We start from the raw sequence: 22,553 nt of genomic DNA on the forward strand, positions 1-22,553 counted from the left end.
CCCATCGGCGTACTACGGCGGCGACTACTTGCGCATGACCTCGGGCTCGTGGCGGCGCAGGAAGCGGGCCACGAAGAAGCCGCAGATCACACCGAGGACGATCAGCGCGACCATGTCCAGGCCCCAGGCGCCGACGGTGTGCTCCCACAGCGGGTCCGTCTCGCCGCCGTCCTTGGGCGGGCTGATCTTGTTGAAGTCCAGCGTGGCGCCCGCGGCGGCGACCGCCCAGCGCGAGGGCATCAGGTACGAGAACTCGTTCACGCCGACCGCGCCGTTCAAGGTGAACAGGCAGCCGGTGAACACGACCTGGATGATCGCGAACATGACCAGCAGCGGCATGGTCTTCTCGGCCGTCTTCACCAGCGACGAGATGACCAGGCCGAACATCATCGAGGTGAAGCCCAGCGCCATGATCGGGATGGAGAGCTCGAACATGGTGGCGCTGCCGAGGACCAGTCCCTCGGCCGGGATCTCCCGGCTCGCGAAGCCGATCACGCCGACCAGCAGGCCCTGGAGCACGGTGACCACGCCGAGCACGAACACCTTCGACATCAGGTACGCGGACCGGGACAGACCGGTGGCGCGTTCCCGCTCGTAGATGACGCGTTCCTTGATGAGCTCGCGGACCGAGTTGGCCGCGCCCGCGAAGCAGGCGCCGACCGCGAGGATCAGCAGGACGGTGGTGGCCGTGCCGTTGGGGATGATCCGGCCGGTCTTCGGGTTGACCGGGTTGGGCAGCAGACTGTTCCCGGAGTCGATCAGCAGACTGACCGCGCCGAGGACGGCCGGCAGGATCACCGTCAGGGCGAGGAAGCCCCGGTCGGAGGCGATCACCGAGACGTAGCGGCGCACCAGAGTGGCGAACTGGGACATCCAGCCCTGCGGCTTCGGCGGCTTCATCGCCTGCATCGGCGGCATCTGTACGGACTGCGGCGCGATGGCGTCGATGTCCGCGGCGTACATCTGGTAGTGCTGCGAGCCCTTCCAGCGGCCCGCCCAGTCGTAGTCGCGGTAGTTCTCGAAGGCGGAGAAGACGTCGGCCCAGGTGTCGTAGCCGAAGAAGTTCAGCGCTTCCTCGGGCGGGCCGAAGTAGGCGACGGCACCGCCCGGCGCCATCACGAGCAGCTTGTCGCAGATCGCGAGTTCGGCCACGGAGTGCGTGACGACCAGGACCGTGCGGCCGTCGTCGGCGAGGCCGCGCAGCAGCTGCATGACATCGCGGTCCATGCCCGGGTCGAGGCCGGAGGTCGGCTCGTCCAGGAAGATCAGTGACGGCTTGGTCAGCAGTTCCAGCGCCACCGAGACCCGCTTGCGCTGGCCACCGGAGAGGGAGGTGATCTTCTTCTCTTTGTGGATGTCGAGCTTCAGCTCGCGCAGCACCTCGTCGATCCGGGCGTCGCGCTCGGCGGCCGTGGTGTCGGCCGGGAAACGGAGCTTGGCCGCGTACTTGAGGGCCCTCTTGACGGTCAGTTCCTTGTGCAGGATGTCGTCCTGCGGGACCAGACCGATGCGCTGGCGCAGCTCGGCGAACTGCTTGTACAGGTTCCGGTTGTCGTAGAGGACGTCGCCCTGGTTGGCCGGGCGGTAGCCCGTCAGTGCCTTGAGCAGGGTCGACTTGCCGGAACCGGAGGGTCCGATGACCGCGATCAGGGACTTCTCCGGGACGCCGAAGGAGACGTCCTTGAGGATCTGCTTGCCGCCGTCGACCGTGACGGTCAGATGGCGGGCCGAGAAGGAGACCTCACCGGTGTCGACGAACTCCTCGAGCCGGTCGCCGACGATCCGGAACGTCGAGTGGCCGACGCCCACGATGTCGGTGGGCCCCAGCTGGACCGAGCCGCCCTTGGGGATCGGCTGGCCGTTGACGTAGGTGCCGTTGTGCGAGCCGAGGTCGCGGATCTCCATGCGGCCGTCGGGCGTCGAGTGGAACTCGGCGTGGTTCCGCGAGACCTGGAGGTCGGAGACGACCAGCTCGTTCTCCAGGGCACGGCCGATGCGCATCACACGGCCGAGGGAGAACTGGTGGAACGTGGTCGGGCTGCGGTCTCCGTAGACCGGCGGCGCCCCCGCGCCTCCACCGGGCACCTTCTGTACGTACGGCTCGCTCGGCCCCTGCTGCTGCGGGACGTGCGGCGCGCCCTGCTGCGGCGGCTGCCATCCGGCCTGCGGTGCCTGCTGCGGCGGGGCCTGCTGGGCCCAGCCCGGGTTCGCGGCCTGCGCGGCGTACGGCTGCTGGGGCTGCGCGGCGGGCGCCTGCGCGCCCGAGAGGTTCACGCGCGGCCCGTCGGTCGCGTTGCCCAGGTGCAGCGCCGAGCCGGGGCCGATCTCCAGCTGATGGATCCGCTGCCCCTGCGCGAACGTGCCGTTGGTGCTCCCGTGGTCCTCGACCACCCAACTGCGCCCGTTGAAGCTGACCGTGGCGTGACGCCAGGAGACCCTGGCGTCGTCGAGGACGATGTCGCCCTGCGGATCACGTCCGAGGGTGTATGGCCTGGACGGATCCAGCGTCCAGGTACGTCCGTTCAATTCCAGTACGAGTTCCGGCACTCCAGCCCCACTGAGTTGTCCCCCGAGTTAGCCCCATCAACGGGGAGTCTAGGGATGTCGAACATCGGGGGGAACTATTTCAGTAGCGGCCCCCTGACCGAAAGTCGGGCCTTGTGAAGAGCGTGCGCGAGCGTATCGGCCGTTCCCGTTGACGGGGTTGAAACCGGGCCGGAGAGTGGTAAAGGCACGCGAGGGGGACGGAAGCGGCGATCTTCGCCGCTGCGCGCCGCGGATCGGGGGGTCTGCATGAGTGCCGGTACGGGTGTCGAAGGCAGTGGGAGCACGGCGCACGGCAGGGGCGTGCCGTGGATCGACGTGCTGCTGGCCGCCGTCGCGGCGGTGAGCTGGGCGTTGATCGGGATGGCCGGGACGGCGGCGCTGGGGCTGCACCTCCTGGAGGCGGACTCCGCGGGCTCGTTGGGCCCGATGACGGCGGCGGTGGTGGCGCTGGCCGCCGGGGGCTCGGTGACTCCGTCGGGCGATGTGTCCGCTTTCGGGCTCACGGGCGCGGAGGCGAACACGGCCATCGAGATCACGCCATTGGGGGTGAGCCTGGTGGGCGCGCTGCTGCTGTCGTGGTTCTTCCTGCGGTCCCTGCGGGCGGCGGGAGTTGTGATCGCCCCGGCCGAACTCCTCGCGCGGGCCGGGGCGGTGGTCGCGCTGTACGTGGCGATGCTCGGCGGGCTGGCCTGGGCGGGGCACGACGTCATCACGCTCGACGGGGGCGCGCTGGGGCTGGACGACCTGCCCGGCGGTGGGGGCGGGGGCGGTGGCGGTGGCGGCCTGGAGATCCCCGGGCTGGGGGACATCGGCGGACTGCTGCCCGACCGGCTCGGCGACCTCGTCGACGCGAAGGCCGCGGTCGGCTTCACCGTCGACACGGCGCCCACGCTGCTCGGAGGCCTCGGCTGGTCCCTCGGCATCCTGCTGATCGCGCTGCTGGCCTCGCGCCGGACGCCGCTGCCGGGCGGCTGGGAGGCGGTGCACCGGGTGGTGCGTCCGGCGGTGTCCGCCGTCGTGACCGTGCTGCTGGTGGCCGTGGCGGCCGGGTTCGCCGCGGCGGCGTACGCGGCGATCGGCGACGACCATCCCCGGCGGATCGCGGGAGCGGCGCTGCTCGGCGCGCCGAACGGGGTCTGGCTGGGTATCCCGATCGGCCTGTTCGTCCCCTGGGACGGACGGGCGACCGGCGCGCTGACACGCGTCCTCCCGGACCCGCTGGACGATCTGCTGGGCGTCGGCACCGAGCAGTCGGTGACGCTGGGCGGGCTCGCCGAGCTGGACGGACGGGTGTGGCTGCTCGGCGTGGCGGCGGCACTGATGATGCTGCTGGCGGGGGTGCTGACGGCGGTGCGGACGCCGGTGGGGACAGGGAGGGGGACGGCCGTGGGGACGGCGGTGCGGACTCCTGCCGGACCGACGGGGTCTCCGCCGGGCGCGGGATCGGGGTCGGGGTCCGAGGGCCGGGGCGGGCGCGGGGCCGGCGCGGTCGGGTTCGCCGGGCGTTGCGCCGTGCGGTTGGGGGCGGCGACCGCCGTGGCGCTGGCGTTGATCGCCTGGTTGACGAACGTGTCCGTGGACGCCTCGCTGTCCGTGCTGGGGTTCGACGCCTTCGGGGCCGGGATCGAGCTGCACGGGCACCTCGGGGCGGCGTTGCTGCTGGGTGCCGGGTGGGGCGCGGGGGCGGGGGCCGCCGGAGCGCTGCTGGCGTGGGCCGGTGGCGCCGTGGGGCGGCGGGCGGCGCCACTGGCACGGAGTGACCCGAGGAGCGTCTCGGGTCCCGGCGAGGCACGGGGGCCTTCGGGCCCGGACGACCGGGCCGGGCCGTACGCGCCGGGTGCGCCCTCGTACCGGCCGCCGAATCCGGCGACCAATCCCTATCTGCGGGTACCGGAGGAGTTGCGGGAGTCGCGGGACGCGGGGCCGCAGCGGGTCCGGCCCGAGCGGGCCGGGGAGGACGGGAGCGGGCGGTCGAGGTCCTACGAGAGCTCGCGGCGGACCGATCCGCCCCCGGGCGACGGCCGGCCGCCTGCCGGGCCGCCGGGGGCGGACGACGTCTACGGCGCTCCGACGGTGGTCCGGCCGATCGGGCCGGCCCCCCGCACACCGCGCCGGCCTCCCGGCCCGCGGACCGGTGAGCGGCCGCCGTCCGGGGCGGAGGAGGGTCCGCCGCCGCCTCCGCCCCCTCCTCCCGCTCCTCCGAGGGGCCCCAGGCCGCCTGGCGGACCGCGGTGAGGGGCCGGGGTCCGGAACACCCGCGGAACGCCCGCAGCCGACTGTTGCGGAGCCCGCCATCTCGCTGACATCCACTGTTCCCCGTCCGTCAGGCGGACCTCGGAGGCGCGCGGCACTGGGTGCCGGATACGGTGGGTACACCATGAGCGCTTTGCAGACTTCGTCCTCCGACGTCCCTACGCTCCTTGTCAAGATCTTCGGCAAGGACAGGCCGGGCATCACGGCCGGCCTTTTCGACACCCTCGCCGCCTTCTCCGTCGACGTGGTCGACATCGAGCAGGTCGTCACGCGAGGCCGGATGGTGCTGTGCGCGCTCGTGACCGAGCCGCCGACCGGCTTCGAGGGGGAACTGCGGTCCACGGTCCACAGCTGGGCCGAGTCGATGAAGATGCAGGCCGAGATCATCTCCGGCATCGGTGACAACCGGCCGCGCGGCCTCGGCCGGTCGCTGGTCACCGTGCTCGGGCATCCGCTCACCGCGGAGGCCACGGCGGCGGTGGCCGCGAAGATCACGAAGGCCGGCGGGAACATCGACCGTATCTTCCGGCTCGCCAAGTACCCCGTCACCGCCGTCGAGTTCGCCGTCTCCGGTGTGGAGACCGCGCCCCTGCGCACCGCCCTGGTCACGGACGCGGCGGCGCTGGGGGTGGACGTCGCGGTGGTGGACGCGGGCCTGTACCGGCGGGCCCAGCGGCTCGTCGTGATGGACGTGGACTCCACCCTGATCCAGGACGAGGTGATCGAGCTCTTCGCCGCGCACGCCGGCTGCGAGGACGAGGTCGCCGAGGTGACGGCGGCCGCGATGCGGGGTGAGCTCGACTTCGAGCAGTCACTGCACGCGCGCGTGGCACTGCTGGCGGGACTGGACGCGTCGGTCGTGGACAAGGTGCGCGCCGAGGTCCGGCTGACGCCGGGTGCGCGCACGCTGATCCGGACGCTGAAGCGGCTCGGATACCAGGTGGGGGTCGTCTCCGGCGGCTTCACCCAGGTCACCGACGATCTTCAGGAGCGGCTCGGGCTGGACTTCGCGCAGGCCAACACGCTGGAGATCGTCGACGGCAGGCTGACCGGGCGGGTCACCGGCGAGATCGTGGACCGTGCGGGCAAGGCACGGCTGCTGCGCCGGTTCGCCGCGGAGGCGGGCGTACCGCTCTCGCAGACCGTGGCGATCGGCGACGGAGCCAACGACCTCGACATGCTCAACGCGGCCGGTCTCGGGGTCGCCTTCAACGCGAAACCGGTGGTGCGCGAGGCGGCCCACACGGCGGTGAACGTGCCGTTCCTGGACACCGTGCTGTATCTGCTCGGCATCACCCGTGAAGAGGTCGAGGCCGCGGAGACGCACGACGAGCAGTAGCCCCGCGCCGGCGTGCTGAAGGCGCGAAGGCGCGAGGGCGCCGGAGCACGGACGCGAGGATGTCCCGAAGGACGCGGAGGGCCCGGCACCATCGCGGTGCCGGGCCCTCGCGCGTGCCGGATGGATCACTCGGAGGGGGCCCAGTAGTCGAGCAGCGTGCCCACGCCGGGCTCCAGGGACTTCCAGGAGCCGTCGAAGGCGACGACGGCGAAGGCCGCGGCCGGGAACCCGCGGCGGCGCATCCGCTCACCTGCGTCGCCGTCGCTCCGGCCGGACAGGATGTCGGCGAGGCCCTGGATGCCCGGGTTGTGGCCGATCAGGACGACATCATGCACGTCGTCGGGTGTTTCGTTGAGCAGCGCGATCAGCTCACCGGGCGAGGCCTCGTAGATCCGCTCCTCGTAGACGGTTTTCGGCCGCTGCGGGAACTCATGGACGGCGAGTTTCCACGTCTCGCGCGTGCGGGTCGCGGTGGAGCAGACGGCCAGGTCGATGGGGATGCCGCTGTCGACCAGCTTGCGTCCGGCGACGGCGGCGTCCATGCGGCCCCGGTCAGCGAGCGGACGCTCATGGTCGGTCACCTGCGGCCAGTCGGCTTTCGCATGACGGAAGAGGACGATCCTGCGGGGTTCTGCGACGCTCATGAGTCCCAGCTTCGCATGAAACAGGCCATGGGGCGCAGGGAGTTGACACGCGGCCTCACCAGCGGTCCTGAGCCTCGCGCTAGCGGGTGACCAGCTGTTGCACGCGCTCGACGAGGTGCGTGATCGCCGGGTCGCCGGTGGCCGCGTGGGCGTCGGCGGGATTCAGTATCAGCACCAGCAGGGTGATGAAGGCGAGCGTCGGAAGGGCGAGAGCCCACCAGGGCAGCCAGCTGTCGACGCCGCCCGAGGTGGCCGGGTGGGGCCGGGTGTGCGTAGGGGCCGACATGGGTGCCTCCGCTGTCTTCGAGTGGTCCGTGGACCTTGGCAGGTGATCCGCGTCCTGCGGCCACACCTCGAAGTTACGGAATCGGCGGCCCTCAACCCATCCGGTGATCCACCCACTTGACCCTGACCCTCACCCCCTAGGGGACAGGGGGGTTAACCCCACCCCGGTCGCTCGGACGGGGTCCCGGCAGGGCCGATGCGGCGGGCCGTCCCGGCCGGTTCGTCGCCGGCAGGTTCGTCACCGGCCGAGCCGTCAGGGCGAGGCGATGGTCGCGATGACGGCGATGACGACGAAGATGGCGAGGAACGAGCCGAAGACGATCAGCATCTTCTTCTGACCGTTCTGGGGGTTCGGGTCGAGCACTGGCATACGGCAAGTCTCGCACCCCGCGTCCCGCACGGTTCCCCCGGGGGTCAGCGGGCGGCCTCCTCCTCCACCGTACGGTCCCGGCCGGCCAGGACGCCCACGACCGTCTGCGGGACCATCAGGGCCGCCATGAGCGCGAGGGGCAGGCCCCAGCCGCCGCTGTGCTGGTACAGAACCCCTACCAGGAGCGGGCCGGGGATGGAGATCAGATAGCCGGTGCTCTGCGCGAACGCCGACAGCTGCGCCACACCCGCGCCGGTCCTGGCCCGCATCCCGACCATCGTGAGGGCCAGCGGGAAGGCACAGTTGGCGATGCCGAGCAGCAGGGCCCAGGCCCAGGCGCCGCCGGCCGGCGCGAGGTACAGACCGCCGTATCCGACGAGGCCGCAGCCGCCGAGCGCGAGCACGATCGGACCCTGGTGCGGCAGCCGGGTGGCGACGCGCGGGATGACGAAGGCCAGCGGCACGCCCATCGCCATCGTCACGGCGAGGAGCAGCCCGGCCGTGCTCGCCGGCACCCCGGCGTCCCGGAAGATCTGCGGCATCCACCCCATGGTGATGTACGCGGCGGTGGCCTGGAGGCCGAAGAAGACGGCGAGCGCCCAGGCGGTACGGCTGCGGGTGATGCGCAGTGGGGCGGCCGGCGGCCGCGGCACGCGCGCGTGGGTCTGCGGGGCGGGCCCCGGTCCCCGCTCCCGCCGCTCCCGCTCCGTACGCGCGCCGCCCGCTGCCGTCCCGCGCTCCCGTGCGAGCGGCAGCCAGGGCAGGACGGCCGCCGCCGCCAGGCCCGCCCAGAGTGCGAGGCCGGTCTGCCAACTGCCGCCCAGTGCCTCGGTCATGGGCACGGCGATCGCGGCGGCGGCGGAGGTGCCGAGGGCGAGGGCCATCGAGTACAGGCCGGTCATGGTGCCCACCCGGTCGGGGAAGTGGCGCTTGACGATGACCGGCATCAGGACGTTGCTGACGGCGATGCCCATGAGGGCGAGGGCGCTGGCGGCGAGGAACCCCGCCGTGCCGCCCGCCCAGGGACGCAGGAGCAGCCCCGCCGTGATGGCGACCATGCCGGCGCACACCACCGCGCCGGGCCCGAAGCGGCGGGCCAGACGAGGTGCCATGACGCCGAAGACGGCGAAGCAGAGCGGGGGCACGGAGGTGAGGAGCCCGGCCACGCTGCCGCTCATGGCGAGTCCGTCGCGCACCTCTTCGAGGAGGGCGCCGAGGCTCGTGATGGCGGGCCGGAGGTTGAGTGCGGCCAGCACGATGCCGACGACGAGCAGCCGTGTGCCCCGGTCCCACGCGCGGGGGGCCGTTCGCGAGGGCTCGCCCGCGGCCGGGGCGCGGGTGGGCGGGGGTGTCGTCGTCCGGGTCTGCGCCATGCCGACCATCATAGAATCATGGGATGATTGGTTGTCCAGGTCCGGGCTCCCCTCGGCAGCCCCACCCGTGCGAAGGTGTGCCATGCCCCTGAGCCATCCCCGCCGCTCGGCGCTGTCCGAGCAGGTCATCGCCGCCCTGCGCACCCAGATCACCTCGGGCGAGTGGCCGGTCGGCGCGCGCATCCCCACGGAGCCCGAACTGGTCGACCAGCTGGGCGTCGCCCGCAACACGGTCCGCGAGGCCGTCCGGGCGCTCGCGCACAACGGGCTGCTGGACATCCGGCAGGGCTCGGGCACCTATGTCGTGGCGACCAGCGAACTGGCGGGCGTGATGCACCGCCGCTTCGCCGACGCCGACCCCGGGCACATCGCCGAGCTGCGCGCCACGCTGGAGTCGAGCGCGGCGAAGCTGGCGGCCGGACGGCGCACGGAGAAGGACCTCAAGCACCTGGACGCGCTCCTCCTGCGGCGCGAGGAGGCCTGGGCCTCGGGCGACGCGGAGGCGTTCGTGGCGGCGGACGCGACCTTCCACCTGGCGGTGGTGGCGGCCTCCCACAACGACGTCATGACCGCGATGTACGCGGACCTCGGCGAGGTGCTGCGGGACTGGCTGCGCGAGGACGTCGGCGAGGAGCTGACGCCGGAGACCTACATGGACCACACCCGGCTGGTGGACGCGATCCGCGCGGGCGACGCGGAGGCCGCCGCCGTCGAGGCGGCCGGCTATCCCCTGCTGTGCCGGCCCGGCCGGTTCACAGCTTCTGGTGGCTGACCCAGGCCGAGCGGACCTCCTTCCAGCAGCGACCGGTGAGCCGTACGGTCTGGGCGGGGCCCGCGTCGGTGGGAGTGCCGTCGGTGTCGAGATCCCACCATCGGTCGCACTCGATGTGCAGACGGACGCGGTCGGTGTCGGCGTAGGGGTTGTGGCAGTAGGCGACGACCCGGGAGCCGCGGACCTCGGTGCGGCACTCCGCGCCGAACGGTTCCTCGGGTGCGGCGGTGGCCTGCCGGGCCGGCACGCGCGCGTGGGGCAGCGCGTCGTACGGCAGCGACAGGACGAGACAGACGGCGACGGTCACTGGGGCCAGGCTGCGAGACAGGCGCACAAGGGGACCTCCTCGGCCGTGCTGGGGAGGAAAGCGCGGTAAGGAACCCGCACTTCAGAGTGCCTTGCCGGGGCACTCCCCCGCCCGGCCGGGTGAGCCGAACGGGTGACGCCCCGCTCCCCACGCGCGAGCGGGGACCGGGGCGTCGACGGCGTGCCGGTGATCAGGCTCCGATGGCGTGCAGACCACCGTCGACGTGCACGATCTCGCCCGTGGTCTTCGGGAACCAGTCGCTCAGCAGGGCGACCACACCGCGGCCGGCCGGACCCGGGTCGTTGAGGTCCCACTCCAGCGGGGAGCGGTCGTCCCACACGGAGGCCAGCTCGGAGAAGCCCGGGATGGACTTGGCCGCCATGGAACCGATCGGGCCGGCGGAGACCAGGTTGCAGCGGATGTTCTGCTTGCCCAGATCACGCGCCATGTAGCGGCTGGTGGCCTCCAGGGCCGCCTTGGCGGGGCCCATCCAGTCGTACTGCGGCCAGGCGAACGACGCGTCGAAGGTGAGGCCGACGACCGAGCCGCCGTTCTGCATCAGCGGCAGACAGGCCATGGTGAGCGACTTCAGGGAGAACGCCGAGACGTGCATGGCCGTGGCGACCGACTCGAACGGCGTGTTGAGGAAGTTGCCGCCCATGGCGTCCTGCGGCGCGAAGCCGATGGAGTGCACGACGCCGTCGAGACCGCCGAGCTCCTCGCCGACGACGTCGGCCAGCCGGCCGAGGTGCTCGTCGTTCGTCACGTCGAGCTCGATGACCTTGGTGGGCTTCGGCAGCTTCTTGGCGATGCGCTCGGTCAGCGTGGGCCGCGGGAACGCGGTCAGGATGATCTCGGCACCCTGCTCCTGGGCCAGCTTGGCGGTGTGGAAGGCGATGGAGGACTCCAGCAGCACGCCGGTGATCAGGACGCGCTTGCCCTCGAGAATTCCGCTCATGGTGATCAGTGACCCATTCCCAGTCCGCCGTCAACGGGAATGACGGCTCCAGTGATGTACGAGGCGTCGTCCGAGGCGAGGAACCGCACCGTCGCGGCGATCTCCTCCGGCTGCGCGTACCGGCCGAGCGGGACCTGCGAGACGATGCCCGCGCGCTGCTCGTCGGTGAGCACCTTGGTCATGTCGGTGTCGACGAAGCCGGGCGCGACGACGTTGAAGGTGATGTTGCGCGATCCCAGCTCACGGGCGAGGGAGCGCGCGAAGCCGACCAGGGCGGCCTTGGAGGCGGCGTAGTTCGCCTGCCCGGCGGAGCCGAGCAGTCCCACGACCGAGGAAATCAGGACGACACGGCCCTTCTTGGCGCGCAGCATGGCGCGGTTCGCGCGCTTGACCACGCGGAAGGTGCCCGTGAGGTTGGTGTCGATGACCGAGGTGAAGTCCTCCTCGGACATGCGCATCAGGAGCTGGTCCTTGGTGACGCCGGCGTTGGCGATCAGAACCTCCACGGGGCCGTGCTCGGCCTCGATCTCCTTGTAGGCCTGCTCCACCTGCTCGGAGTCGGTGATGTCGCACTTGACCGCGAAGAAGCCGGCCGGTGGCTCGCCCGAGCGGTACGTGATCGCGACCTTGTCGCCGGCATCGGCGAACGCGCGGGCGATGGCGAGGCCGATGCCCCGGTTTCCTCCGGTGACGAGAACCGAGCGGCTCAACGGATCACCCTTTCCATAGGGGTCTGACGCACCCGCCCGAACACGTAACGGCAGGTGGCTTCCTTCGAAACCTATCGGTCAGCCTCGCCCGACGGACATTCGGGCACCGACAGTGGCTCACCGGACTGGCTGTGGGGTCTCTACAGAAAGTTTGCGGAAGCGGGGCGGAAACGTGTGGTCCGGGGCTGTCGGGCGCGACATGATCGAGGCCTTCACACCCGACGACACCAGGGAGACACGTAGGTGCCCCACAGCATCGATGAAAGTTTCACGGCTCTACCCCTACGCGCCCTCGCCGACGCCGCTCTCGCACGCGCGCGTGCGCTGGGGGCGGAGCACGCGGACTTCCGGTTCGAGCGGGTGCGCAGCGCGTCCTGGCGGCTGCGGGACGCCAAGCCCTCCGGGTCCTCCGACACGACCGACCTCGGGTACGCGGTGCGGGTGGTGCACGGCGGGACGTGGGGATTCGCCTCCGGCGTGGACCTCACGATGGACGCCGCGGCCCGGGTCGCCTCGCAGGCCGTGGCGATGGCCAAGCTGTCCGCGCAGGTGATCAAGGCGGCCGGTTCGGACGAGAGGGTGGAACTGGCCGACGAGCCGGTGCACGCCGACCGGACGTGGATCTCGTCCTACGAGATCGACCCGTTCACCGTCCCGGACGAGGAGAAGGCGGCGCTGCTCGCGGACTGGAGCGCGCGGCTGCTCGCGGCGAACGGCATCAACCACGTGGACGCCTCGCTGCTCACCGTCCACGAGAACAAGTTCTACGCCGACACGGCCGGGACGGTGACCACCCAGCAGCGGGTGCGGCTGCACCCGGCGCTGACCGCGGTGTCGGTCGACGAGTCGAGCGGCGAGTTCGACTCGATGCGCACGATCGCGCCGCCCGCCGGACGCGGCTGGGAGTACCTCACGGGCACCGGGTGGGACTGGGACGACGAGCTCGAACGGATCCCGGAGCTGCTCGCCGAGAAGATGCGGGCGCCGAGCGTCGAGCCGGGACTGTACGACCTGGTCGTCGACCCGTCGAACCTGTGGCTGACCATCCACGAGTCCATCGGGCACGCCACCGAGCTGGACCGGGCCCTCGGCTACGAGGCCGCCTACGCCGGCACCTCCTTCGCCACCTTCGACCAGCTCGGCAAGCTGCGCTACGGCTCCGACCTGATGAACGTCACGGGTGACCGCACCGCCGAGCACGGCCTGGCGACCGTCGGCTACGACGACGAGGGCGTCGAGGGCCAGTCCTGGGACCTCGTGAAGGACGGCACGCTCGTCGGCTACCAGCTGGACCGGCGGATCGCGAAGCTGACCGGGTTCGAGCGGTCCAACGGGTGCGCCTTCGCCGACTCCCCCGGCCATGTGCCGGTGCAGCGCATGGCCAACGTGTCGTTGCGGCCGGATCCGGCCGGGATGTCGACCGAGGGGCTCATCGGCAGCGTCGACCGGGGCATCTACGTCGTCGGCGACCGGTCCTGGTCCATCGACATGCAGCGCTACAACTTCCAGTTCACCGGGCAGCGGTTCTTCCGGATCGAGAACGGGCGGATCACCGGCCAGCTGCGGGACGTGGCCTACCAGGCGACGACCACCGACTTCTGGGGGTCGATGGCGGCGGTCGGCGGCCCGCAGACGTACGTCCTCGGCGGCGCCTTCAACTGCGGCAAGGCCCAGCCGGGCCAGGTCGCGGCGGTGTCGCACGGCTGCCCGTCGGCCCTCTTCAAGGGCGTCAACATTCTGAACACCACGCAGGAGGCCGGTCGATGAGCGCGGGCAGCAACAAGGCGCAGCAGCCGCACGAGATCGTCGAGCGCGCCCTCGAACTGTCACGGACCGACGGCTGCGTCGTGATCGCCGACGAACAGTCGACGGCGAACCTGCGCTGGGCCGGCAACGCGCTCACGACCAACGGCGTCACTCGCGGGCGCACGCTCACCGTGATCGCCACGGTGGACGGCAAAGAGGGCACCGCCTCCGGTGTCGTCTCCCGGGCCGCCGTCACCAGGGACGAGCTGGAGCCGCTGGTCCGTGCCGCCGAAGCCGCCGCGCGGGGCGCGGCCCCCGCCGAGGACGCGCAGCCGCTGGTCGGCGACGTGGCGCGGTCCCCCGATTTCACCGAGGCGCCCGCGGAGACCTCGTCGGCGGTGTTCGCCGACTTCGCGCCCGCCCTGGGTGAGGCGTTCGCACGCGCGCGTGCGGGCGGCCGCGAGCTGTACGGGTTCGCCAACCACGAGCTCGTCTCGACGTACCTGGGCACGTCGACCGGGCTGCGGCTGCGGCACGACCAGCCGAACGGGACGCTGGAACTCAACGCCAAGTCCCCCGACCGGACCCGCTCGGCGTGGGCCGGGCGCTCGACCCGGGACTTCAAGGACGTCGACCCGGCGGCGCTCGACGCCGAGCTGGCCGTACGGCTGGGCTGGGCGGAACGGCGCGTCGAGCTGCCCGCCGGCCGGTACGAGACGCTGCTGCCGCCGACCGCGGTGGCCGACCTGATGATCTACCAGCTGTGGTCGGCGTCCGGCCGGGACGCGACCGAGGGCCGGACGGTGTTCTCCCAGCCCGGCGGCGGCACCCGCATCGGCGAGAAGCTGTCCGACCTGCCGCTGACCCTGCGCAGCGACCCGAACGAGCCGGGCCTGGAGTCGCCGCCGTTCGTCATCGCGCACTCCTCCGGCGGCGACCAGTCCGTCTTCGACAACGGCCTGCCGGTGCGGCCCACCGAATGGGTCTCCGCGGGCGAACTGAAGCACCTGACGACCACCCGGCACAGCGCGGCCCTGACCGGCCTGCCGGTGGCGCCGGGGGCCGACAACCTGATCCTGGACGGCGGCGAGGACCGCTCCCTGGAGGAGATGGTCGCGACCACCGGACGCGGGCTGCTGCTGACCTGCCTGTGGTACATCCGCGAGGTCGACCCGGCGACCCTGCTCCTGACCGGCCTGACCCGGGACGGCGTCTACCTGGTGGAGAACGGCGAGGTCGTCGGCGAGGTGAACAACTTCCGGTTCAACGAGTCGCCGGTCGGCGTGCTGGGGCGGGCGACGGAGGCGGGGCGCACGGAAAAGACGCTGCCCCGGGAGTGGAGCGACTGGTTCACTAGGGCTGCGATGCCCGCGCTGAGGGTGCCGGACTTCAATATGAGCTCTGTCAGTCAGGGCGTATAACCTCGTAGCCGGTGGTCGCTCGACCGCCCGCACACAGTCTGAAGATCATCAAGGAGATACGAGAACCGTGACGGACATCGTCGACGAACTGCAGTGGCGCGGGCTGATCGCCCTCTCCACTGACGAGGACGCATTGCGCAAGGCGTTCGCGGACGGTCCCGTCACGTTCTATTGCGGCTTCGACCCGACCGCGCCCAGCCTGCACCTCGGCAACCTCGTGCAGATCCTGACGATGCGCAGGATCCAGCAGGCGGGCAACCGTCCGCTGGGTCTGGTCGGGGGCGCCACCGGGCTGATCGGCGACCCGAAGCCCACCGCGGAGCGGACGCTGAACTCGCCCGAGGTCGTCGCCCAGTGGGTCGAGCGGCTGCGCGCGCAGATCGCGCCGCTGCTCGACTTCGAAGGCCCGAACGCGGCGGTCATGGTCAACAACCTGGACTGGACGCAGGGCCTGTCGGCCATCGAGTTCCTGCGGGACGTCGGCAAGCACTTCCGCGTCAACAAGATGATCGCCAAGGAGGCCGTCTCCCGGCGGCTCAACTCCGAGGCGGGCATCGGCTACACCGAGTTCAGCTACCAGATCCTCCAGGGCATGGACTTCCTGGAGCTGTACCGGCGGCACGGCTGCACGCTGCAGACCGGTGGCAGCGACCAGTGGGGCAACCTCACCTCGGGCACCGACCTGATCCACCGGGTGGAGTCCGACGCCGTGGTGCACGCGCTGGCCACCCCGCTGATCACCAAGGCGGACGGCACCAAGTTCGGCAAGACGGAGTCCGGCACGATCTGGCTCGACGCCGAGATGACGACGCCGTACGCCTTCTACCAGTTCTGGCTGAACGCGGACGACCGGGACGTGTCGAAGTTCCTGCGCATCTTCAGCTTCAGGTCCCATGCCGAGATCGAGGAGCTGGAGCGGCAGACCGAGGAGCGTCCGCAGGCCCGGGCCGCTCAGCGTGCGCTGGCCGAGGAGCTGACGACGCTGGTGCACGGCGCCGACCAGACGGCCGCCGTGGTCGCCGCGTCCAAGGCCCTCTTCGGCCAGGGCGAGCTCGGCGAGCTCGACGACCGGACGCTGGCCGCGGCCCTCTCCGAGGTGCCGCACATCCAGGTCGCCGAGCTCGGACCGGTCGTGGACCTGTTCGCCGAGGTCGGCCTGGTGGCCAGCAAGTCCGCCGCGCGGCGGACCGTGAAGGAGGGCGGTGCCTACGTGAACAACGTAAAGATCACCGCGGAGGACGCCGTCCCGGCGAGGGAAGAGCTCATCCACGGGCGGTGGCTGGTGCTGCGGCGCGGGAAGAAGAACCTCGCGGCGGTCGAGGTCACCGACGTCTGAGTGCCGCGCTTCCGCTCCGCGGGTTGCGCGCAGGGGGTGCGCCGCAGGATCGCGGGTCTCCGCCGGCCGCTGCTTTCGTCGCGGCTAGTCGCGCGGTTCCCGGCGCCCACGGGGCGCGGGGAACCGCGCGCCCGTGGGCGCCGCCGTCACGTCCTCTGCTTGCGCTTGCCCAGGGTCGCCATGTAGAGCATGTCGCCCAGGGCGACGATGATGATCGCGGCGATCAGCTGGAACAGGTGGCGGCTCCAGTCGATGCCGGACGTCGATTCGACCCCCGCCGCGCGGGCGATCGAGTTGCCCACGATCGCGCCCAGCATGCCGAAAATGGTGGTCAGCCAGAGCGGGCTGTGCTGCTTCCCCGGGAGGACCGCCTTCGCGATCAGGCCCAGCACGAATCCCACGATGATGGCCCACAACCAGCCCATGGCTGCCTCCTTGTACGGCTCTACGTGAGCATTGCCCCCAAGTCTCGGTGCGCCCGCCGTACGGCGCATGTCGGGTGCGGCCATACGCGGCAGGGCGCAGAACACTCGCCCGGGCGGCGGGTGACCCGGTCTCGAAGGCGGCGCAGTCGCGGCGTAACGTGGACGCTGTCCGGGCCCGGCTCCCCGATCGGGTGCGGGCCGGAGAGGGGCCGGGGCAAGGCCGATGCGGGCGGACGGTGGAATGTGATGCGGAAGCAGGGTGGTGGCGGCAACGTCCAGGTGTTCCGGATCACCGGTGCGCGCCAGGGACTGCAGGACGACGTGCGGGGACGGCAGCGGCGATACGTCATCTCGATGTCGATCCGTACGCTGTCGGTGATCCTCGCGGCGACCTTGTGGAACGTGGAACGCCATGTGGCGATCGTGGCGTTGGTCCTGGGGGTGGTGCTCCCCTACATCTCGGTGGTGATCGCCAACGCGGGGCGGGAGAACGTACCTTCGCTCCCCTCCACTTTCCTGACCGTGCCGGTGCGAACCATGATCGCTCCGCCGCGGCCCGAGGGTGAATCCGTGGACTCGGTGCCGGAAGAGGAGGGCTTCGCGGAATCCCTCCGCAAGGAACCGGAGCCCGGTCCGGCCGAGCGTCAGCCGTGAACAGGCCATGAGCGGACTGTGCTCCAAGCTCAGGAAAAGCTCAGATCAATCATGTTGTTCCAGTGCCGTGCGGACCGTGAGCCATGACATACTTCGTACGCGCTCCGCATCCCCCGTCGGAGCGACGGACCGACGCCGGGCAGCTCCCCCCGTGGCTGCTCGGCGTCGCCTTTGTGCGTGTGGTGAGACAAATCTGTGAGTGACGAGACCCCGATCTGTTCCGCCAAGGGCTGCCGCGTCGACGCGGTGTGGGTACTGGCATGGAACAACCCGAAGCTGCACACGCCGGAGCGGCGCAAGACGTGGCTCGCGTGCGAGGAGCACCGGGAGCATCTGTCGCAGTTCCTCGGCGTCCGGGGCTTCCTCAAGGACGTCGTCCTGCTGACCGAGTGGGAGTCCCCGGAAGCCTCCTAGCCGCCGATCGCCGACATCGGCCTGTCCGGCTGGAGGAACGTCGGGTCGTCCAGGCCCGAGCCCGCCTTCTTGCCCCACATCGCCAGTCGCCAGATACGGGCTATCTCCTCGTCGGGTGCGCCGGAGCGCAGGGCCGCCCTCAGGTCCGTCTCCTCGCGGGCGAAGAGACAGGTGCGGACCTGGCCGTCGGCCGTGAGGCGGGTACGGTCGCAGGCGGCGCAGAACGGGCGGGTGACGGAGGCGATGACGCCCACCCGGTGCGGGCCGCCGTCCACCAGCCAGCGTTCGGCCGGGGCGGAGCCGCGCTCTCCCTCGCCCTCGGCGGTGAGGTCGAAGCGGGTGCGCAGGGAGGCCAGGATGTCGCCGGCCGTGATCATGCCGTCGCGCTTCCAGCCGTGCTGGGCGTCCAGCGGCATCTGCTCGATGAAGCGCAGCTCGTAGTCGTGCTCGACGGCCCAGGCGAGGAGGTCGGGGGCCTCGTCCTCGTTCAGGCCGGGCATCAGGACCGAGTTGACCTTCACCGGGGTCAGGCCCGCGTCACGGGCGGCTTCGAGGCCTTCGAGGACGTCCTTGTGGCGGTCCCTGCGGGTGAGGGTCTTGAAGACGTCGGGCCGCAGGGTGTCGAGGGAGACGTTGACCCGGTCCAGGCCCGCCGCCTTGAGGGCGGCGGCGGTGCGGCGCAGGCCGATGCCGTTCGTCGTGAGGGACATCTGGGGGCGGGGTGTCAGGGCCGCGACCCGCTCGACGATGCCGACCAGACCCGGGCGCAGCAGGGGCTCGCCCCCGGTGAAGCGGACCTCTTCGATGCCGAGCGTGGAGACCGCTATGCCGATCAGCCGGACGATCTCGTCGTCGTCGAGCAGATCGGGCTTGGCCAGCCACTGCAGGCCCTCTTCGGGCATGCAGTACGTACAGCGCAGATTGCACCGGTCCGTCAGCGAGACCCTCAGGTCGGTGGCCACGCGGCCGTAGGTGTCGATGAGCACGTGGGCCCCCTCCCTCGTAGCGATCGCGTGTTCTTCTCCGTCACTTGCGAGCCTACGTGACACCGGTGACAACGACAGTGCCCGATCCCACGAGATCCCATGGAGCGGGACGCGGCCGCGTCGTAGGGATCTACGACGCGGCCGCGGGGGGAGGGTGAAGGGTCGGCGGTGGTTCAGTGGGCTCCGGTGCCGGTCAGGGAGCGGACCTCCAGTTCGGCGTACTTGCCCTTGTCGGGCTCCTCCTTCGACAGGAGGGTGCCGACGACACCGAGCAGGAAGCCGACCGGGATCGAGATGATGCCGGGGTTCTCCAGCGGGAACCAGTGGAAGTCGACGTCCGGGAACATCGAGGTGGGCTTGCCCGAGACGACCGGCGAGAACAGCACCAGGCCGACCGCGGTGACCAGGCCGCCGTAGATCGACCACAGGGCTCCGGAGGTGGTGAACCGCTTCCAGAAGAGGCTGTAGAGGATCGTCGGGAGGTTGGCGGAGGCGGCGACCGCGAAGGCGAGGGCGACCAGGCCGGCGACGTTCAGGTCGCGGGCGAGGGCGCCCAGGAGGATGGACACGGCGCCGATGCCCACGGTGGCGTAGCGGGCCGCGTTGATCTCCTGCTTCTCGGTGGCGGTGCCCTTCTTGATGACGTTGGCGTAGATGTCGTGGGCGAACGACGAGGACGACGCCAGGGTGAGGCCCGCGACGACCGCGAGGATGGTGGCGAAGGCGACCGCCGAGATGGTGGCCAGCAGGATCGCGCCCCAGTTGGAGTCGACGCCGCCGAGATGGAGGGCGAGCAGCGGCGCCGCGGTGTTGCCGGCCTTGTTGGAGGCGGTGATCTCGTCCGGTTTGATCAGCGCGGCGGCGCCGAAACCGAGGGCGAGGGTCATCAGGTAGAAGGCGCCGATCAGGCCGATGGCCCACAGGACCGACTTACGGGCGGCCTTGGCGGTGGGCACGGTGTAGAAGCGGATCAGGATGTGCGGCAGGCCCGCGGTGCCCAGGACCAGGGCGATGCCGAGCGAGATGAAGTCCAGCTTGGTGGTGCCGGTGGCGCCGTACTTCAGGCCGGGCTCCAGGAAGGCCGCGCCCTTGCCGCTGTTGTCGGCGGCCGAGCCCAGCAGGTCGGAGAGGTTGAAGTCGAACTTCAGCAGGACCAGGAAGGTGAGCAGGAGGGCGCCGGCGATGAGCAGGACCGCCTTGACCATCTGGACCCAGGTGGTGCCCTTCATGCCGCCGATCGTCACGTAGACGATCATCAGTACGCCGACCAGTGCGACGATGCCGATCTTGCCGCTGTCGCTGGTGATGCCCAGCAGCAGGGAGACCAGGACGCCGGCGCCCGCCATCTGGGCCAGCAGGTAGAAGATCGACACCACGATGGTGGAGGTGCCGGCCGCCGTGCGGACCGGCCTTTGGCGCATGCGGTACGCGAGGACGTCACCCATGGTGTAGCGGCCGGAGTTGCGCAGCGGCTCGGCGACCAGGAGCAGGGCGACGAGCCAGGCGACCAGGAAGCCGATGGAGTACAGGAAGCCGTCGTAGCCGAAGAGGGCGATGGCCCCCGCGATGCCGAGGAAGGACGCGGCCGACATGTAGTCGCCGGAGACGGCGAGGCCGTTCTGGAAGCCGGTGAACTGGCGGCCGCCGGCGTAGAAGTCGGCGGCGTCCTTGGTCTGGCGGCCGGCCCAGACGGTGATGACGAGGGTCGCTGCGACGAACACCGAGAACAGGATGATGATCAGCGTACGGTGCTCACTGGCCTCTCCCGCGGCGAGCAGGGTGTGCTGTGCGGGGCTCATGCTCCGCCCTCCATCCGGGACTTGATGGCCTCGGCCTTGGGGTCGAACCGTGCGGCGGCGGTCCGCGCGTACCACCAGGCGATGAGGAAGGTGGTGAGGAACTGGGCGAGGCCGAGGGTCATGGCCACGTTGAAGTTGCCGAAGAGCTTGGTGCCCATGAAGTCGCCCGCGTAGTTGGACAGCAGGACGTACAGCAGGTACCAGGCGATGAAGGCGACCGTCAGGGGGAAGGCGAAGCCGCGGTAGGAGCTGCGCAGTTCACCGAACTCCGCGCTCTCCTGCACCGCGACGAACTCCTCGGTGGACGGGAGTTGGGTTGGGGATTTCGAGGGGGGCGGTGTCTCGGTGGCCACGAAGTCTCCTCGTTGCGGATACGGGTCGGACGGCGAAAGGAGGCGAGTGTCCTCTCGCTCCCTGCCCAAGGTCACGGCGCCGCACGGGGACGGGTTCAACGCGTCGGGCGGGTTTGTCGAAGTGGCCTTCGGCAGGTCATGACCAACGAGCGGGGGCCGTGTCAGGTCATGGGTCGGCAAACTCGCCGCCTGGAAGTCATTGCTGGCCGGTGAGTCAGGGAGATAGCTTCGGGCAAGCACCACCCGTCATGTACCTGCCCAAGCAGCACCTGCGCTTGGGTCAGGTCCCGTTTCCGGATGATGTGGAGACCCCATGGCTCATCTGCCTTCCAGACGCCGCCTCGCGCTCGCGGTGCCCGTCGTGCTGTCGCTGACCGCTTCCCTCGGCTTCCTGCCGACGGCGGCCTCCGCGGCACCCGTCACGACTTCGGCCACCCGGACGGCCGATGCCGGAACCCTGGCGTACGTCGTCAACACGAAGGTGGACCACCGCACGATCGGGTCGGTGAAGAAGGCGATCGCCGCGGCCGGCGGCACCGTCGTCGCGGCGTACGAGAAGATCGGCGTCCTCGTCGTCCATTCGGCGAACCCCGACTTCGGGCCGCAGATACGCGCGGTGCGCGGCGTGCAGTCGGCGGGTGCGACCCGTACCGCGCCGCTGACCGCCGCGGGCACCACCGACGAGGGGGCCGCGCAGGTCCTCTCCAAGGCGGAGGCCGCGAAGGTCGAGAAGGCGTCCGACGCGGCGGGCCAGAGCGAGCCGCTCGAGGCCGACCAGTGGGACCTGCGCGCGATCGGCGCCGACAAGGCCGCCGGGATCAACCCGGGCAGCAGGAAGGTGACGGTCGCCGTGATCGACACCGGCGTCGACGACACCCACCCGGACCTCGCGCCGAACTTCTCCGCGTCCCAGTCGGCGAACTGCGTCGGCGGCGTCGCGGACACCAGCGAGGGCGCCTGGCGCCCCTACACCGCGGACGACTACCACGGCACCCATGTCGCGGGTGAGATCGCCGCGGCCCGCAACGGCATCGGCGTGGCGGGCGTCGCGCCCGGCGTGAAGGTCGCCGGCATCAAGGTGAGCGACCCCAAGGACGGCCTCTTCTACCCGGAGAACGTCGTCTGCGCCTTCGTGTTCGCCGCCGACCACGGCGTCGAGGTCACGAACAACAGCTACTACGTCGACCCGTGGCTGTACAACTGCATGGACGACCCCGACCAGAAGGCGATCGTCGACGCGGTCAACAGGGCCCAGCTGTACGCCCAGAAGAAGGGCACGCTCAACGTCGCCTCGGCGGGCAACTCCAACCACGACCTGGACTCCGACTCCCTGGTCGACGCCTCGAGCCCGGACGACTCCACGCCGGTCGAGCGGACCGTCGACCCGCACGAGTGCTTCGACGTCCCGACCCAGCTGCCGGGGGTCGTCACGGTGAGCGCCACGGGCGTCAAGGGCACCAAGTCGTACTACTCCACGTACGGCCTGGGCGCGATCGACGTCGCGGCTCCGGGTGGCGACAAGTACCAGATCCCGGACACCCCGTCCGCCAACGGCCGCATCCTGTCGACGCTGCCGAACAACACGTACGGCTTCCTCCAGGGCACCTCGATGGCGTCCCCGCACGTCTCCGGTGTGGCCGCGCTGCTGAAGTCGACCCACCCGCACGCGAGCCCGGCCCAGCTCCAGGCGCTGCTCAAGCTCCAGGCCGACAGCACGGCGTGCCCGACCGAGCCGTACGACGGCGACGGCAACGGGGTCGTGGACGCGACCTGCGTGGGCGGCAAGCGCCTCAACGGCTTCTTCGGCTTCGGCGTCGTGAACGCGCTGCGTGCCGTGAAGTAGTCGTCTGACAGGCGGACG

Annotated in this window: 21 protein-coding genes; 9 read left to right on the plus strand and 12 right to left on the minus strand. The window is 70.9% G+C overall.

Annotated features, from left to right (window positions below; genetic code table 11):
* Positions 1 to 24: 24 nt before the first annotated feature.
* A complete protein-coding gene (locus ASD48_RS00080) occupies positions 25 to 2,547 on the minus strand; it encodes an FHA domain-containing protein (protein WP_057599247.1) in 2,523 nt (840 codons plus the stop codon).
* 246 nt (positions 2,548 to 2,793) lie between these two features.
* On the opposite strand from ASD48_RS00080, the gene ASD48_RS00085 reads away from it, so the two are divergent.
* Complete coding sequence (locus ASD48_RS00085) at positions 2,794 to 4,782, plus strand: streptophobe family protein (RefSeq protein WP_057599248.1); 1,989 nt, start codon at positions 2,794 to 2,796, stop codon at positions 4,780 to 4,782.
* Between the two features lie 142 nt (positions 4,783 to 4,924).
* Positions 4,925 to 6,139, plus strand: a complete 1,215-nt coding sequence (gene serB, locus ASD48_RS00090) for a phosphoserine phosphatase SerB (RefSeq protein WP_057599249.1) — start codon at positions 4,925 to 4,927, stop codon at positions 6,137 to 6,139.
* A 125-nt stretch (positions 6,140 to 6,264) separates the two neighbouring features.
* Here serB and ASD48_RS00095 read toward each other — a convergent pair whose 3' ends face one another.
* From ASD48_RS00095 to ASD48_RS00105, 4 genes are all read right to left on the minus strand, one after another.
* Positions 6,265 to 6,783, minus strand: coding sequence for a histidine phosphatase family protein (locus ASD48_RS00095; RefSeq protein WP_057599250.1), 519 nt, complete (start codon positions 6,781 to 6,783; stop codon positions 6,265 to 6,267).
* A 79-nt stretch (positions 6,784 to 6,862) separates the two neighbouring features.
* Positions 6,863 to 7,069: a hypothetical protein gene (locus tag ASD48_RS00100; RefSeq protein WP_057599251.1), complete on the minus strand. Its 207-nt coding sequence runs from the start codon at positions 7,067 to 7,069 to the stop codon at positions 6,863 to 6,865.
* A gap of 252 nt (positions 7,070 to 7,321) precedes the next feature.
* Positions 7,322 to 7,438 carry an SGM_5486 family transporter-associated protein gene (locus tag ASD48_RS45905; RefSeq protein WP_107104192.1) on the minus strand — a complete coding sequence of 39 codons (117 nt, stop codon included), beginning with the start codon at positions 7,436 to 7,438 and terminating at the stop codon, positions 7,322 to 7,324.
* Between the two features lie 44 nt (positions 7,439 to 7,482).
* Positions 7,483 to 8,820: an MFS transporter gene (locus ASD48_RS00105; protein WP_242432537.1), complete on the minus strand. Its 1,338-nt coding sequence runs from the start codon at positions 8,818 to 8,820 to the stop codon at positions 7,483 to 7,485.
* Positions 8,821 to 8,893: 73 nt separating this feature from the next.
* On the opposite strand from ASD48_RS00105, the gene ASD48_RS00110 reads away from it, so the two are divergent.
* Entirely contained in the window at positions 8,894 to 9,583 is a 690-nt protein-coding gene (locus tag ASD48_RS00110; RefSeq protein WP_057599252.1) for a FadR/GntR family transcriptional regulator, read from the plus strand.
* On the opposite strand, the gene ASD48_RS00115 is transcribed toward ASD48_RS00110, so the two are convergent.
* From ASD48_RS00115 to fabG, 3 genes are all read right to left on the minus strand, one after another.
* Positions 9,564 to 9,917, minus strand: a complete 354-nt coding sequence (locus tag ASD48_RS00115) for a hypothetical protein (RefSeq protein WP_057599253.1) — start codon at positions 9,915 to 9,917, stop codon at positions 9,564 to 9,566. The genes ASD48_RS00110 and ASD48_RS00115 overlap by 20 nt on opposite strands.
* Positions 9,918 to 10,080: 163 nt before the next feature.
* Positions 10,081 to 10,848: an enoyl-ACP reductase FabI gene (fabI, locus tag ASD48_RS00120; RefSeq protein ID WP_057599254.1), complete on the minus strand. Its 768-nt coding sequence runs from the start codon at positions 10,846 to 10,848 to the stop codon at positions 10,081 to 10,083.
* A gap of 5 nt (positions 10,849 to 10,853) precedes the next feature.
* On the minus strand, positions 10,854 to 11,558 hold the full coding sequence (gene fabG / locus ASD48_RS00125) for a 3-oxoacyl-[acyl-carrier-protein] reductase (RefSeq protein WP_020130402.1): 705 nt from the start codon (positions 11,556 to 11,558) through the stop codon (positions 10,854 to 10,856).
* Between the two features lie 243 nt (positions 11,559 to 11,801).
* Between fabG and ASD48_RS00130 the strand changes: the two genes are divergently transcribed.
* The 3 genes from ASD48_RS00130 to tyrS all read left to right on the plus strand — a co-directional run bounded on the left by ASD48_RS00130 (position 11,802) and on the right by tyrS (position 16,061).
* Entirely contained in the window at positions 11,802 to 13,325 is a 1,524-nt protein-coding gene (locus ASD48_RS00130) for a TldD/PmbA family protein (RefSeq protein WP_057599255.1), read from the plus strand.
* Positions 13,322 to 14,725 carry a metallopeptidase TldD-related protein gene (locus ASD48_RS00135; RefSeq protein ID WP_057599256.1) on the plus strand — a complete coding sequence of 468 codons (1,404 nt, stop codon included), beginning with the start codon at positions 13,322 to 13,324 and terminating at the stop codon, positions 14,723 to 14,725. Before ASD48_RS00130 ends, ASD48_RS00135 begins: the two co-directional genes overlap by 4 nt.
* Positions 14,726 to 14,792: 67 nt before the next feature.
* Positions 14,793 to 16,061, plus strand: coding sequence for a tyrosine--tRNA ligase (gene tyrS / locus ASD48_RS00140; RefSeq protein ID WP_057599257.1), 1,269 nt, complete (start codon positions 14,793 to 14,795; stop codon positions 16,059 to 16,061).
* A gap of 146 nt (positions 16,062 to 16,207) precedes the next feature.
* On the opposite strand, the gene ASD48_RS00145 is transcribed toward tyrS, so the two are convergent.
* Positions 16,208 to 16,486, minus strand: a complete 279-nt coding sequence (locus ASD48_RS00145) for a GlsB/YeaQ/YmgE family stress response membrane protein (protein WP_057599258.1) — start codon at positions 16,484 to 16,486, stop codon at positions 16,208 to 16,210.
* A gap of 246 nt (positions 16,487 to 16,732) precedes the next feature.
* Between ASD48_RS00145 and ASD48_RS00150 the strand changes: the two genes are divergently transcribed.
* Together ASD48_RS00150 and ASD48_RS00155 are read left to right on the plus strand one after the other, a co-directional pair.
* Positions 16,733 to 17,140: a DUF3099 domain-containing protein gene (locus tag ASD48_RS00150; RefSeq protein ID WP_057599259.1), complete on the plus strand. Its 408-nt coding sequence runs from the start codon at positions 16,733 to 16,735 to the stop codon at positions 17,138 to 17,140.
* 195 nt (positions 17,141 to 17,335) lie between these two features.
* Positions 17,336 to 17,554, plus strand: a complete 219-nt coding sequence (locus ASD48_RS00155) for a hypothetical protein (protein WP_054239261.1) — start codon at positions 17,336 to 17,338, stop codon at positions 17,552 to 17,554.
* On the opposite strand, the gene moaA is transcribed toward ASD48_RS00155, so the two are convergent.
* The 3 genes from moaA to ASD48_RS00170 all read right to left on the minus strand — a co-directional run bounded on the left by moaA (position 17,551) and on the right by ASD48_RS00170 (position 20,692).
* Positions 17,551 to 18,540: a GTP 3',8-cyclase MoaA gene (moaA, locus tag ASD48_RS00160; protein ID WP_057599260.1), complete on the minus strand. Its 990-nt coding sequence runs from the start codon at positions 18,538 to 18,540 to the stop codon at positions 17,551 to 17,553. The genes ASD48_RS00155 and moaA overlap by 4 nt on opposite strands.
* Positions 18,541 to 18,713: 173 nt before the next feature.
* On the minus strand, positions 18,714 to 20,339 hold the full coding sequence (locus ASD48_RS00165; protein WP_057599261.1) for a cation acetate symporter: 1,626 nt from the start codon (positions 20,337 to 20,339) through the stop codon (positions 18,714 to 18,716).
* On the minus strand, positions 20,336 to 20,692 hold the full coding sequence (locus tag ASD48_RS00170; RefSeq protein ID WP_057599262.1) for a DUF485 domain-containing protein: 357 nt from the start codon (positions 20,690 to 20,692) through the stop codon (positions 20,336 to 20,338). The genes ASD48_RS00165 and ASD48_RS00170 overlap by 4 nt, the downstream gene beginning before the upstream one ends.
* A 313-nt stretch (positions 20,693 to 21,005) precedes the next feature.
* Between ASD48_RS00170 and ASD48_RS00175 the strand changes: the two genes are divergently transcribed.
* Positions 21,006 to 22,535 carry a S8 family serine peptidase gene (locus ASD48_RS00175; RefSeq protein ID WP_057599263.1) on the plus strand — a complete coding sequence of 510 codons (1,530 nt, stop codon included), beginning with the start codon at positions 21,006 to 21,008 and terminating at the stop codon, positions 22,533 to 22,535.
* Positions 22,536 to 22,553: the final 18 nt, after the last annotated feature.

This window comes from Streptomyces sp. Root1310, from assembly GCF_001426425.1.
Lineage (GTDB): Bacteria > Actinomycetota > Actinomycetes > Streptomycetales > Streptomycetaceae > Streptomyces.

Bases quoted from the DNA above. Each gene is read 5' to 3' on its own strand.
- ASD48_RS00085 (WP_057599248.1), top strand. From the start codon at position 2,794: ATGAGTGCCGGTACGGGTGTCGAAGGCAGTGGGAGCACGGCGCACGGC.
- serB (WP_057599249.1), top strand. From the start codon at position 4,925: ATGAGCGCTTTGCAGACTTCGTCCTCCGACGTCCCTACGCTCCTTGTC.
- ASD48_RS00095 (WP_057599250.1), bottom strand. From the start codon at position 6,783: ATGAGCGTCGCAGAACCCCGCAGGATCGTCCTCTTCCGTCATGCGAAA.
- ASD48_RS00100 (WP_057599251.1), bottom strand. From the start codon at position 7,069: ATGTCGGCCCCTACGCACACCCGGCCCCACCCGGCCACCTCGGGCGGC.
- ASD48_RS45905 (WP_107104192.1), bottom strand. From the start codon at position 7,438: ATGCCAGTGCTCGACCCGAACCCCCAGAACGGTCAGAAGAAGATGCTG.
- ASD48_RS00105 (WP_242432537.1), bottom strand. From the start codon at position 8,820: ATGGTCGGCATGGCGCAGACCCGGACGACGACACCCCCGCCCACCCGC.
- ASD48_RS00110 (WP_057599252.1), top strand. From the start codon at position 8,894: ATGCCCCTGAGCCATCCCCGCCGCTCGGCGCTGTCCGAGCAGGTCATC.
- fabI (WP_057599254.1), bottom strand. From the start codon at position 10,848: ATGAGCGGAATTCTCGAGGGCAAGCGCGTCCTGATCACCGGCGTGCTG.
- ASD48_RS00135 (WP_057599256.1), top strand. From the start codon at position 13,322: ATGAGCGCGGGCAGCAACAAGGCGCAGCAGCCGCACGAGATCGTCGAG.
- ASD48_RS00145 (WP_057599258.1), bottom strand. From the start codon at position 16,486: ATGGGCTGGTTGTGGGCCATCATCGTGGGATTCGTGCTGGGCCTGATC.
- ASD48_RS00150 (WP_057599259.1), top strand. From the start codon at position 16,733: ATGCGGAAGCAGGGTGGTGGCGGCAACGTCCAGGTGTTCCGGATCACC.
- ASD48_RS00165 (WP_057599261.1), bottom strand. From the start codon at position 20,339: ATGAGCCCCGCACAGCACACCCTGCTCGCCGCGGGAGAGGCCAGTGAG.
- ASD48_RS00175 (WP_057599263.1), top strand. From the start codon at position 21,006: ATGGCTCATCTGCCTTCCAGACGCCGCCTCGCGCTCGCGGTGCCCGTC.